At 64.7% G+C, this 12771-nt stretch carries 12 protein-coding genes; 5 read left to right on the plus strand and 7 right to left on the minus strand.

The annotated features are described in order from the left end of the window. The first annotated feature begins 26 nt into the window (after positions 1–26). Both ABB29_RS08805 and ABB29_RS08810 read left to right on the plus strand, forming a co-directional pair. Entirely contained in the window at positions 27–953 is a 927-nt protein-coding gene (locus ABB29_RS08805; RefSeq protein WP_057658263.1) for an MBL fold metallo-hydrolase, read from the plus strand. Positions 954–1017: 64 nt separating this feature from the next. Further along, positions 1018–2688: a M28 family metallopeptidase gene (locus ABB29_RS08810; RefSeq protein WP_083487707.1), complete on the plus strand. Its 1671-nt coding sequence runs from the start codon at positions 1018–1020 to the stop codon at positions 2686–2688. Between the two features lie 22 nt (positions 2689–2710). Here the strand turns inward: ABB29_RS08810 and ABB29_RS08815 are convergent, their stop codons facing one another. From ABB29_RS08815 to pdhA, 6 genes are all read right to left on the minus strand, one after another. Then, entirely contained in the window at positions 2711–3094 is a 384-nt protein-coding gene (locus tag ABB29_RS08815) for a VOC family protein (protein WP_057658264.1), read from the minus strand. 108 nt (positions 3095–3202) lie between these two features. Continuing rightward, on the minus strand, positions 3203–3973 hold the full coding sequence (locus tag ABB29_RS08820) for an SDR family NAD(P)-dependent oxidoreductase (RefSeq protein WP_057658265.1): 771 nt from the start codon (positions 3971–3973) through the stop codon (positions 3203–3205). Between the two features lie 67 nt (positions 3974–4040). Next, a complete protein-coding gene (locus tag ABB29_RS08825; protein ID WP_057658266.1) occupies positions 4041–5441 on the minus strand; it encodes a dihydrolipoamide acetyltransferase family protein in 1401 nt (466 codons plus the stop codon). Beyond that, positions 5438–5806, minus strand: coding sequence for an SH3 domain-containing protein (locus ABB29_RS08830; protein WP_057658267.1), 369 nt, complete (start codon positions 5804–5806; stop codon positions 5438–5440). The genes ABB29_RS08825 and ABB29_RS08830 overlap by 4 nt, the downstream gene beginning before the upstream one ends. After that, positions 5806–6843: an alpha-ketoacid dehydrogenase subunit beta gene (locus tag ABB29_RS08835; protein ID WP_057658268.1), complete on the minus strand. Its 1038-nt coding sequence runs from the start codon at positions 6841–6843 to the stop codon at positions 5806–5808. Before ABB29_RS08835 ends, ABB29_RS08830 begins: the two co-directional genes overlap by 1 nt. A gap of 8 nt (positions 6844–6851) precedes the next feature. After that, a complete protein-coding gene (pdhA, locus tag ABB29_RS08840; protein WP_057658269.1) occupies positions 6852–7928 on the minus strand; it encodes a pyruvate dehydrogenase (acetyl-transferring) E1 component subunit alpha in 1077 nt (358 codons plus the stop codon). 408 nt (positions 7929–8336) lie between these two features. Here pdhA and ABB29_RS08845 point away from each other — a divergent pair, with 408 nt between their 5' ends. Then, positions 8337–9224 carry a tryptophan 2,3-dioxygenase gene (locus ABB29_RS08845; RefSeq protein WP_057658270.1) on the plus strand — a complete coding sequence of 296 codons (888 nt, stop codon included), beginning with the start codon at positions 8337–8339 and terminating at the stop codon, positions 9222–9224. A gap of 185 nt (positions 9225–9409) precedes the next feature. Next, positions 9410–10912 carry a peptide MFS transporter gene (locus tag ABB29_RS08850; protein WP_057658271.1) on the plus strand — a complete coding sequence of 501 codons (1503 nt, stop codon included), beginning with the start codon at positions 9410–9412 and terminating at the stop codon, positions 10910–10912. Positions 10913–10993: 81 nt separating this feature from the next. Here ABB29_RS08850 and ABB29_RS08855 read toward each other — a convergent pair whose 3' ends face one another. Next, entirely contained in the window at positions 10994–11566 is a 573-nt protein-coding gene (locus ABB29_RS08855) for a MarR family winged helix-turn-helix transcriptional regulator (RefSeq protein WP_083487709.1), read from the minus strand. Positions 11567–11664: 98 nt separating this feature from the next. On the opposite strand from ABB29_RS08855, the gene hppD reads away from it, so the two are divergent. After that, complete coding sequence (gene hppD, locus ABB29_RS08860; protein WP_057658272.1) at positions 11665–12762, plus strand: 4-hydroxyphenylpyruvate dioxygenase; 1098 nt, start codon at positions 11665–11667, stop codon at positions 12760–12762. Positions 12763–12771 lie beyond the last annotated feature (9 nt).

The raw sequence follows: 12771 nt of genomic DNA on the forward strand, positions 1-12771 counted from the left end.
TTGCCCGTCGCCCGGCAAACGAAGCCATGAATCACGGCATCCATATCGTCGATACCGCGTTCCAGCGTGATCATTTCGACGCTGCCTACCTGATTGTCGAGAACGGCCGTGCCGCGTTCATTGACTGCGGCACCAATCACTCGCAATCAAATCTGTTGCGGGCACTGGCCGATGCCGGCTGTACGCCGGCCGATGTCGATTGGCTGATCCTGACCCATGTCCACCTCGATCACGCTGGTGGCGCTGGCAGCCTGATGCGCGCGCTGCCTAACGCGCGGCTGCTGGCGCATCCACGCGCCGCACCGCATATGATCGATCCCGGCAAACTGATCGCCGGCGCCACCGCTGTCTATGGCGAGCAGGAAATGCAGCGCAGCTACGGTGCAATAGTGCCAGTGGAGGCACAACGGGTGGTGGTCGCCAACGACGGCGACGTGGTCGAGCTGGCCGGCCGGTCGCTGCTGTGCATCGACACCCCAGGCCACGCCAGCCATCACCAGTGCATCTGGGACCTGCGCAGCCGCAGCTGGTTCACCGGCGACACTTTCGGCCTGTCGTACCGCGAAATGGATGGGCCGCAAGGAGCGTACATCCTGCCGACGACGACACCGGTGCAGTTTGACCCGGATGCGTTGAAGGCATCGATCAGCCGCTTGCTGGCACGCGAACCAGAGGCCATGTATCTGACCCACTACGGTCGTGTCGAGCAGCCATCGCGGCTGGCGCGGGATCTGTTCGAACAGATCGACGCGATGGTTGCGCTGGCACTGCAATACGAAGCGCACGACAACCGCCACCCGCGGCTGGTGCAGGCGTTGACGGACCTGTACGTACGGCGTGCGCGTGAGCGGCAATGCCCGCTGGATGACAATGGCATCCGTGCATTGCTGGCGATGGATATCGAGCTCAACGCCCAGGGCCTCGAGGTCTGGCTGCAGCGGCGCAAGCGCTGACGCGATTGGCGCGCGTTGAGCGCTGCGATCTAGACTGGACGACCTTTGCCGTCCGGAGAAGACGATGTTGAAGCAGCGCAGCACGCGGTTATTGGCGGCCATCGCATTGTCGGCCACGGCAATGTCGGCGGCGGCGGCGCAGCCAGGCGGCAGTGCGGATGTCGACATCAGCGCCGACAATCTGACCCGGCATGTGCGGATGCTGGCATCGGATGCGTTCCAGGGCCGCGCACCGGCCACCGCCGGCGAAGACAGGACCATCGCCTACATCAGCCAGGCGTTCGCGGCCGCCGGCCTGCAGCCGGCCGGCGACCATGGCGGCTGGACCCAGGCGGTGCCGCTGGTACGCGCCAGCATCGACGGCGATGTCGAGGTTTCGGTCAGCTCGCATGGGCAGCGCCAGTCGCTGGTCAACGGCGACGACATCGTCGTGCAGACCCTCAAGCCGGTCGACGAGGTCGACATACGCGACGCACCGCTGGTCTTTGTCGGCTATGGCGTGCATGCGCCGGAGCGGCAATGGGACGACTACAAAGGCGTTGATCTGAGCGGCAAGATTGCGCTGGTGCTGATCAACGACCCTGACTTCGAAACCGCGCAGCCCGGTGCATTCGAAGGTCGCGGCATGACCTACTACGGCCGCTGGACCTACAAGTACGAAGAACTGGCGCGACAGGGTGCACTGGGCGCGATTATCGTCCACGAAACCGCGCCGGCCGCCTACGGCTGGGCTACGGTCCGCAGCTCCGGGCTGTCGCCGCGTTTCGACATCGTGCGTAGCGATGCGGAGCGCTACCACAGCACCGTGCGTGGCTGGATCCAGCGGGATCTGGCGGTCTCGCTGTTCAAGCAGGCGGGGCTGGATTTCGAAAAACAGAAGCAACGCGCGCAGCAAGCCGGTTTCAGCCCGGTCGCGTTGCCGGAGACCAGCCTGTCGACCCGTTTCAAGGTCAAGCGCGAGCAGGTGGTGACCCACAACGTGATCGGCAAACTGACCGGTAGCCAGCGTCCGGACGAGTCGGTGATCTATTCGGCGCACTGGGATGCCTACGGCGAGGGTGAAGCCGACGCCCAGGGTGACCATATCCGCCATGGCGCGGTCGACAACGCGACCGGGGTTGCCGCGGTACTGGAACTTGCCCGGGTCAGTGCGGCGGCGCCACGGCCCGCCCGTACGCAGGTGTTCATGGCCTTGACCGCAGAGGAAATGGGCCTGCTGGGCGCCGAATACTATGTCGCCCATCCGTTGCTGCCGCTGCAGAAAACCGCGGCGGTGATCAATGTCGAAATGCTCAGCCCGGACGGCCCGACCCGCGACATCGCTTCATGGGGCAAGGGCCATGTATCGCTGGAGCAAGACCTGCAGCGCGTGGCCCGCGCGCACGGCCGGACCTATTCGCCGGATCCGAACCTGGAAGCCGGCTTCTTCTACCGCGCTGACCATTTCGCCTTCGCCCGTGGCGGAGTGCCGGCGATCACCATCGGTGCCGGGCTGGACCGGATCGACGGTGGCGTGCAGGCCGGTCGTGCGCTGCGCGAGGCTTATTTCGCCAATTGCTATCACCAGCCCTGCGACAACTGGAGCGGGCAATGGGATGCCAGCGGCCAGGTGCGGGATGTGGCGCTGATGTACGCGCTGGGCCATGGCATTGCCAACAGCCGCGAGTGGCCGGCGTGGTTGCCGGCATCCGAATTCGCCGCCACCCGCGCGGCCAGCGACGCCTCGCGGGACTGAGCGGACAAACTGGAGCGACGGCTCAGTCCCAGCGGTTGGTGTGTGGTCCGAACGGTTCGCGCTGTTGCCGGATCACGCAGAAACGGTGGCCACTGGGTGCTTCCATCAGCCACCAGCGTTTGACGAATTCGATCTTCCTGGCGCCCAGTTTTTCCAGCCGTTCGGCCTCGGCATCGACGTCGTCGGTTTCGATGTCCAGGTGGACATGCGAATGATGGCCGACGCGTTGCAGCAGCAGGATCGGCTCGTCGCGTTCGGTTTGCAGCTCCGCGTACTGGCCATCGCCGTCACTGTCGAGGGTGGCGACCGGCTTGCCCAGGGCACGGCTCCAGAATTCGGCGGAGGCCTTGAGATCGTCGACCTGGCAATCCAGCACGAAGCTGGACAAACGGCTGTGATGGGGCATGGTCGGTGCTCGCTTGAAGAAGGATGCGCGACAGCCTAGCGCCGGCTACGGCCTCGCGATGTCAACGCCTGTTCAGTGCCGGCCCGCACGTGGATCCCGGATTCGGACTCAGATGCCCAGCGATTGACCGCCATCGCTGGCGATGACCTGGCCGGTGATCCAGCGCGCACGTGGTGAGGCCAGGAACAGCGCCAGTTGCGCGATGTCGTTGACGTGGGCAAAGCCACCAAATGGAATGCTGTCGTGGATGCGCTGGTACAGGTCCGGCTCCTGTAGCCGCCGGCGATCCCACAGGCCGCCGTCGAACAACGTCGAGCCGGGGGCGATCGCGTTGACGCGGATGCGTTGCCGGGCCAGCTCGGCGGCCAGGCTGATGGTGTAGTGGTTGACCGCGGCCTTGGCCGCCGAATAAGCCATCGAGCGCGGTGTTGGTCGCAGCGCGTTGATCGAGCTGATATTGAGGATGCATGGTGCGCTGCTGTCGCGCAGGTGCGGCAATGCGACCCGATTGCAGCGCACCGCCGCCATCAGGTCCAGATCAAAGCCGGCCTGCCAGCTGGCATCGTCAGGTCCGTTGCCGTAGCCGGAAGCATTGTTGATGACCACATCCAGGCCACCGAGTGCGGCAGCGGCCTGGTTGACGTAGTCGCTGATGGCATCGGCATCGGCCAGGTCGCACACCTGGTCATGGACGATGCCGCCATGCACGGCCAGCTCATCCGCGGCCTGGCGCAGTGCATCGGCACCACGCGCGCAGATCGAGACCGAAGCCCCGGACAGGGCAAAGCCTTCGGCGATGGCGCGGCCGATGCCACGGCTGCCGCCGGCAACCAGCACCCGCAGACCGCTGCAGCTTGGGTCGGCAATCAATGTGTCCATGGCCCCAGCATAAAATAAAAACGCCCGCGTTCAACGCGGGCGTCGTGGCTTTGCCAGCCTCTGGCGATCAGTGCGGCAATGCCAGATTATCGATGAGCACCTTGAGGAAGCGGGCGGCTTCGCCGCCGGTGCAGGCGCGATGGTCGAAGGTCACCGACAGCGGAATGATCTTGTGCGATTCGAAACCACCCATCACCGGCATGATCTGGTGGCGGGCACGGCCGGCGGCGACGATGGCCACGCACGGCGGCACCACCACCGGTGTCGCGTAACGGCCGGCGAACATGCCGAAGTTGGACAGCGAGATCGTGTAGCCGGTCAGTTCCGACGCCGGAATGCTGCGGTCCTGGACCTGGCCGCGCAGGCGATTGATGCCTTCACGGATGCCGGCGGCATCGAGGATGTCGGCATTGCGCAGGGCCGGCACGAACAGGCCATCGTCGGTATCGACCGCAATGCCGATGTCGACCTGCGGGTGCAGGGTGCGGGTCAGCTTGTCGCCATCGAACCAGGCGTTCATCGCCGGCACTGCCTGGCAGGCGCTGACGATGGCGCGGATCAGGCGCACGGTGACGTCATTGCCCGGCGTCCAGGCCTGCACGTCGGCATCGTCACTCAGGGTGGTGGGTACCACCTTGGCATGGGCATCAGCCATCACCCGCGCCATGTTGCGACGGACGCCTTTCAATGGCTCCGGCTGACCACTGACCGATACCCCCGGTGGTTGCGTGCGCATCGGTTGGCCGCTGGCCGACAGCGCGGTGCGCTGTTGCGGATCGCGGCTGGCTGCCGCGGTTGGCGCGGTTGCCTGGCGGACGGGCGAGGCAGCGGGACTGGTGGAAGCACGAGTAGCAGCGGCTGGCTGTGCGCCTGCCCTGGCGCTGCCATCGGCGGCTGCCTGCTTGACGTCGGCCATGGTCACCGCGCCATCGGCGCCAGTGGCGCGTACCCGGGCCAGATCGACGCCCAGCTTGCGCGCGGTTGCACGTACTGCCGGCATCGCCTTGACCCCGCCGACGGCGATCGCCTGCTCGGCATGCACGGTATTGGAGCTCTGCATGGCGCCGACCACGGTGCCGGCGTCATCGCGCTCGCCACTGGCGGCGGTTTCGGTCGTCGCCGGCAGCGGTGGCGGTTGCGGGGCAGCGGCTTCCGCCGCGGGGGCCGGAGCATGGCCATGGGAATGACCGGTGTCCTGGCTGTCGGCGCGCTGTGGCAGGTTGGGGTCGGGCTGGAATTCGGCCAGCATGTGGCCGGTGACCACGACATCACCGGCGCCGCCGGCCAGCTTCAGCACCTTGCCGGAAACCGGTGACGGCACTTCCACCACCGCCTTGGCGGTTTCCATCGACACCAGCGGTTCGTCGAGTTTGATCACGTCGCCTTCCTTGACGAACCATTCGACGATGGTGGCGTCCGGCAGGCCTTCGCCCAGGTCGGGCAGGTGGAACGTCTTGCTGTCACTCATGCGCTTGTCTCTTCGGAAGTCGTTTCGTTGATCGGTTGCAAATCGCGGGCTGGCAGCCAGCCACTGCGGCCATCAGCTCGCGTGCACCAGTACCAGCCGCCCAGTTGCCGTGCCACTGCCAGCGTGTCGCCGGCCTGCACGTCCAGTTCCTGTGCGGAATAATCACGCAGGGCGACGGCGCTGCCATCGTCCCGCGTTTGCAGCCAGTCGACCGGCGCCCAGCCGGCGTTGCCGTCGGCGGTGGTCGTCCATGCGAACGCCGGCCATTCGGTGTCGCGCTCGCCCACCATCACCGCCTCGCCGCGCGCCAACCGGATCGGATTGGCGTACTGGCTGCGGTAATCGCGGACGGCGCGGACCCGCATCAGCCGTTGGCTACCGCACGCTTGGCCGCGGCGACAATCTTGTCCACGCTCGGCAGGTATTTCATTTCCAGCCGGAACAGCGGGATATGGGTGTCGTAACCAGTCACTCGTTCGACTGGCGCAGTCAGGTCATACATCGACTGCTCGGCCAGGCGGGCAGCGATTTCAGCGCCAAAGCCGGCCGTGCGTGGCGCTTCGTGGACGATGACGCAGCGGCCGGTCTTGCTGACCGATTCGGCGATGGTGTCGAAATCCAGTGGCTTCAGCGTGGCCACGTCGATGACTTCGGCGCTGATGCCTTCGCCAGCCAGTTTTTCGGCCGCTTCCAAGGTTTCCTTGACCTGCGCGCCCCAGGTCACCAGGGTCACGTCGCTGCCATCGCGCAGCACGAAGCACACGTCCAGCGGCAGCGCTTCGCCATCGTTGGCGACCACTTCCTTGTACTGCCGGTAGATGCGCTTGGGCTCCATGTAGATGACCGGATCCGGGTCGCGGATCGCGGCCAGCAACAGGCCATAGGCACGCTGCGGCGAGGATGGCATCACCACTCGCAGACCGGGGACGTTGGTGAAGATCGATTCATTGGCTTCGGAATGATGTTCCGGCGCACGGATACCACCGCCCCACGGCACCCGCAGCACCATCGGACAGTGCAGGCGGCCACGGGTGCGATAACGCATGCGCGCGGCGTGGCAGATGATGTGATCGACCATCGGATAGACGAAGCCATCGAACTGCGCCTCGGCGACCGGCTTCATGCCCTGGGTGGCCAGGCCGACGGTCAGACCGGCGATGGTGGTTTCGTCCAGCGGCGTGTCAAGCACGCGGTCGGGGCCGAATTTCTGCTGCAGGCCGGCGGTGGCGCGGAACACGCCGCCATTCACGCCGACGTCTTCGCCCAGCACCATCACCGCCGGGTCGTGTTCGATTTCCCAGGCCAGCGCCTGGGTAATGGCCTCGATCAGGGTGATCGGGGTGTCCAGTGCGGCGCCGGTCTGGCCGGCGTTGCCGGAAGCGGGAACGGTCTGTTCTTTCATCACGCTGCTCATGGGCGGCCCTCGGCGGCGATCGCCGCGGCGCGTTGGGCGAGGAGTTCCGGGGGCGGGTCGGCGTACAGATAGTCGAACATTGCTTCGACCGGTTGCGCCGGGGTGGCGAGATAGGCGTTGACCTCTTCGTCGACCAGCAGCCCGCATTCTTCCTTCCAGGCGGCTTCTTCCTGTTCGTTCCACAAGCCCTGCGCGGTCAGCCAAGTACGCAGGCGCGGGACCGGATCGCGTTCCCAGGCGGCCTTGACCTCGGCATCGTCGCGATAGCGGCGGGCATCGTCGGCGGTGGTGTGATCGGACAGGCGATAGGTGACGAACTCGATCACCGTGCCGCCCTGGCCCTTGCGGGCACGTTCACTGGCGCGACGCATCGCTTCCAGCACCGCAATCAGATCGTTGCCGTCGACCTGCAGGCAGTGCAGGCCGCCGGCCAGGCCTTTCTGGGCCAGTGTCTGGGCGCCGGTCTGGGCCGAACGCGGGACTGAAATCGCCCAGCCGTTGTTGATCACGCACAGCACCAGCGGCAGCTCGTAGGCACCGGCCGAGTTGAGCGCGGCGTAGAAGTCGGTCTTCGATGAGCCGCCATCGCCGCAGGTGGTCACGGCGATGCCCGGCTGCTTGCGCAGCTTGAACGCCAGCGCCGCACCGGCCGCATGCAGGCATTGGGTGGAAATGGGCACCGACCAGGAAAAATCCTGGCGCGGGATTTCATAATCGTTGCCGCGTTCATCGCCGCCCCAGTACATCAGCACGTCGCGCGGACGCACGCCGCGCATGAACTGCGCGCCGTATTCGCGGTAGCTGGGTGCGAACACGTCTTCCGGCCGCATCGAGGCACCGATGCCGACATGGGTGGCTTCGTGGCCGAGGCAGGAGGCGTAGGTGCCCAACTTGCCGGTGCGCTGCAGGGCGATCGCCTTGGTGTCGAAGGTGCGCACGTACAGCATCTGCTTGAACAGGGTTTTCAGGCGGGCGGTGTCGCGGCCTGATTCGGGCAGGTCCTGGCGGACCAGTTGGCCGTCCGGGCCGAGGTATTGCAGGAACTCGATTTCAAACTTTGCAGCAATGTTCATGTGCTGGGTCACATTGCGAAGGGAATTGCCCATGATAACCAAGCCGGGTAAAGGCTCCGTTGCGCGCTGCGGCATGCATGCGTGGGCAAAAAGCGCTAGGGGCAACCGTCCCGGGCGGTATGGCGTGCGGTGTCATCCGGCGCCACCGGCGCCGGCTCCGCGACCTTGCTGGACCGGGCCGGCATCCAGCCGATGCGCTGGCTGCCGGCGTCATGCGCGCGCCGTGATGGGCGCGGATGCCCGCAGCCAACCGATGCGGCGTAGTTACTCCCGGCCGCGCGCACGACCGAGCTGCCGGGCAGGGCGCAAGTGGCGGAAAAGAAAGCGATTTGCCGGATCTGGCGGCAGCCGGAAATGCACGATGGGTTACCCTTGCCGGCCTGCCACAGCCTCGGGCCCGCGCCTCAGATGACCGTTGAAAAGAACCAGCGTCCGCTTGAAGCGGGCATCCACACCGACCTCAGCGGCCGCATGACCTACGGTGGCTACCTGCGCCTGGATCGGCTGTTGTCGGCGCAGGAACCGGCGTCCAGCCCGGCCCACCATGACGAACTGCTGTTCATCGTCCAGCACCAGGTGTCCGAGCTGTGGATGAAGCTGATGATCCACGAGCTGCGCGCGGCCATCGTCCACCTGCAGCACGATGAAGTCTGGCAATGCCGCAAGGTGCTGGCGCGCAGCAAGCAGGTGTTGCGGCAACTGACCGAACAATGGTCGGTGCTGGAGACGCTGACGCCATCCGAGTACATGGGCTTCCGCGATGTGCTGGGGCCGTCATCGGGTTTCCAGTCACTGCAGTACCGCACCATCGAGTTCCTGCTCGGCAACAAGAACCCGTCGATGCTGAAGGTGTTTGCCCACGATCCGGCCGGCCAGCAGGCATTGCAGTCGATCCTGCAGGCGCCCAGCCTGTACGAGGAGTTCCTGCGCTACCTGTCGCGTTTCGGCCATGACATCCCGGCCTCGCAGCTGCAGCGTGACTGGACCCAGCCGCACGATTTCGACCGCTCGCTGCTGCCGGTGTTCGAGGCCATCTACGAGGATACCGACCGCTACTGGCGCGAGTATTCGCTGTGCGAGGATCTGGTCGATCTGGAAACCCAGTTCCAGCTATGGCGGTTCCGCCACATGCGCACGGTGATGCGCATCATCGGCTTCAAGCGCGGCACCGGCGGCTCCAGTGGGGTCGGCTTTCTCAAGCAGGCGCTGGAGCTGACCTTCTTCCCGGAACTGTTCGAAGTGCGCACCACCATCGACAATCATCCGGCACCTGCGCCAGCTGATCCCGGTGCCTGATGCCGCACCAGTGGCAGTTTCATGAACAGGGCCATGGCCGGCGTTGACTGCAGCGCAGCATTGCCGGTGCATTTGACGCGGGCCTAACACTCGGTAATCCTGCGGCGTCCTGCGTGCGGTAATCCGGCCTCGCTCTCACGTTGCCGGCCCACGCGCACACCCATTTTTCGAGAGAGGAAGACCGCATGAGCGGTGCGCTAGACACCCCAAATCCGGAGAAGATTCCGGAATTTCAGCAACTTATCGGGCATCCCAAGCCACTGTGGATGCTGTTCATGACCGAATTCTGGGAACGCTTTGCGTTCTACGGCATTCGCTGGGCGCTGACCCTGTACATCGTGGCCCAGTTCTTCGGTGGCGACACCGCCGGCGAGCGGCCCGCGGCCGAGCTGTACGGCGCCTACCTGGCGCTGGTTTACGCGGCGGCTATCTTCGGTGGCTACGTGGCCGACAAGCTGATCGGCTACCAGCGTTCGATCCTGCTTGGCGCGCTGATCATGGCCATCGGCCTGTTCATGATTTCGGTGCCCAACCAGGAAGTCTTCAAACTCGGCCTGGCCACGGTGATCGTCGGCAACGGTTTGTTCAAACCGATCATCTCGACCCTGGTCGGCAAGATCTACAGCGCTACTGACGAACGCCGTGATTCCGGCTTCACCATTTTCTACATGGGCATCAACATCGGTGCGCTGATCGCGCCGGTGCTGACCGGCTATATGGCCGAGAAGTGGCTGGGCAGCAGCGGGATGCCGGCCTACAAGGTGGTGTTCATCGCCTCCGGCGTCGGCATGGCGATCAGCCTGATCTGGTTCTGGTTTGGCCGCAAGCAGCTGATGGGTATCGGCTTGCCCGGTCCGCAACAGGCCAGCATGGCGCGGCTGCTGATGGTCGTGGTGGGGGCGGCGATTGCCATCCCGGTGTTCTATTTCCTGCTGACCATCGACGCCGGCATGTTGCAGGCGATCCTGTTCGCGCTGTTCATCGTGCCGGCGATCATGCTGGTGGTCGAAGGCATACGCGAGGGCAAGGTGGCGCGCGACAAGGTCATCGCGATGCTGGTGATCTTCGGCTTCAACGTGCTGTTCTGGATGTTCTTCGAACAGGCCGGCAGCTCGTTCAACTTCCTGGCCGACCGCATTGTTGATCGCAACTTCGGCGGCTGGGAATTCCCGGTCGGCTGGTTCCAGTCGGTCAACTCGGTGGCGATCATCACCCTGGCGCCGATCCTGGCCTGGATCTGGGTGCGCATGGGCAGCAGGAACCCGTCGATTCCGCGCAAGTTCGGCCTCGGCCTGATCTTCAACGGCCTGGCCTTCCTGCTGCTGATGTTCGCCCTGTCCAGCCTGGTCGACCCGGAAACCCTGAAGATCCCGTTCTGGACCCTGTTCATGGTCTACGTGATCCAGTCGGTTGGCGAGCTGTGCCTGTCGCCGATTGGCCTGTCGATGACGACCAAGCTGGCGCCGTCGCGGTTGACCGGCCTGGCCATGGGTGGCTGGTTCCTGTCGGTTGCCATCGGCAACAACCTGTCCGGCATTTTTGCTGGCGCGGTCAGTGGCGAAGAAGGCATGACCACCAATTCGGCCCTGTCCGGCTATACGTTCGGCTTCTGGGCGTTGCTGGGCTCGGGCGTGCTGCTGTTCCTGATTGCCCCGCTGATCCAGAAGTTGATGCACGGCGTGAAGTAACCAGCCGCAGGCAAGACAGAAAACGGCAGCTTCGGCTGCCGTTTTTTTATCCGATTTCCACGCTCGGCTGGTTGCCGGCAATCAGCGCTGCGCGCGCATGTGCTCCAGGCCGGCGCCGAGTTTTGCCAGCAGCGCGTCCAACTGCTCGCGGTCGGCGGCATCCAGCGGTGCCAGCAATTGGCGTTCGCATTCCAGGGTCATCGGCGCGACTTCGTCATAGACGCCGTAGCCGACTTCGGAGAGGCCCAGCACCGAACGGCGGCGATCGTCGCCATGGGTTTCGCGTTCAATCAGGCCGCGTTCCAGCAACCGGGCCACCGCGCGGCTGACCGCGACCTTGTCCATCGCGGTGCGTTCGGCGACCTCGCCGGCGGACAGCCCGGAGAAGCGGCCCAGCACGGCCATCACCCGCCATTCGGTAATCGCCAGGCCAAACCGGCGCCCGTACAGGTTGGCGATGGTCTGGCTGATGCGGTTGGACAGCACGCTGAGCCGGTACGGCAGGAAGGTTTCCAGATCCAGATGGGCGTGCTCCAGAGAGGCGTGCTCTAGAGGGGCGTGCTCCAGAGGGGCCGGGTCCTGGCTGGCCGTAGCGGTGGCGGCAGTGGCCGTTGCTGCGGAGGGAGTATTGGCGGGGGCGTCGGGTTGGCTCATGGTCTCGATTCGGCAGGAATGGTGCGATGTGCCTTGCAATTAGTTTCAGCTGAAACTATAAAGGGTACTTCCAATGCAAGCCTAGACTGAGGCGCCCGATGAGTACACAACCCAACCTTGGCATGCAGGTCACCACGTTCGAGAACCCGATGGGCATCGATGGCTTCGAGTTCGTTGAATTCGCCGCCCCGGCGGGACAGGCGCAGGCCCTGCATGACTATTTCCGCAAGCTCGGCTTCACCGCCGTGGCCAGGCACAAGACCCGCGCCATCACCACCTACCGGCAGGGCGACTGCACCTTCCTGATCAACGAGGACCCGGATTCGTTTGCCGCGCAGTTCGCCGCCAAGCATGGTCCCAGCGCCTGTGGTTTCGCCATCCGCGTCAACAAGCTGGCCGAATGGGTGCGCGTGCAGGCGTTGAAGAACGGCGCCACCGAATTCAGCGTCGAACAGGAGCTGACCAAGGCGGTTGCCGCGCCGGTCATCGAAGGCATCGGTGGCTGCATGCTGTACATCGTCGATCGCTATGACGATCAGGGCACCATCCACGATCCCGATTACGAATGGCTGCCCGGTGCCGAGAAGCTGCCGAAGGGCTTTGGTCTGACTTTCATCGACCACCTGACCCACAACCTGTACTTCGGCAACATGGCCAAGTGGGCCGATTATTACGAGCGTCTGTTCAACTTCCGCGAAATCCGCTACTTCGACATCAAGGGCGCCAAGACCGGCCTGCTGTCGAAGGCGATGACCGCGCCGGACGGCATCGTCCGCATCCCGCTCAACGAATCGTCCGATCCCAAGTCGCAGATCAACGAGTACCTGGACAGCTACCAGGGCGAGGGCATCCAGCACATCGCCTGCTTCACCGACGACATCTACAGCACGGTCGAGGCAATGCGTGAGCAGGGCGTCGAGTTCCTGGATACGCCGGAGACCTATTTCGACGTTGTCGACCAGCGCATCCCCAACCATGGCGAGGACGTGTCGCGGTTGACCCGCAACAAGATCCTGATCGATGCCGATCCGGAAGATTCACAGCGCAAGCTGCTGCAGATCTTCACCCAGAACGCGATTGGTCCGATCTTCTTCGAGATCATCCAGCGCAAGGGCAATGAAGGTTTCGGCGAAGGCAACTTCAAGGCCCTGTTCGAGAGCATCGAGCGCGACCAGATGAAACGCGGCGTGCTTTGACGCCGCCAG

The organism is Pseudoxanthomonas dokdonensis, assembly GCF_001431405.1.
In the GTDB taxonomy this organism is placed as follows: domain Bacteria; phylum Pseudomonadota; class Gammaproteobacteria; order Xanthomonadales; family Xanthomonadaceae; genus Pseudoxanthomonas_A; species Pseudoxanthomonas_A dokdonensis.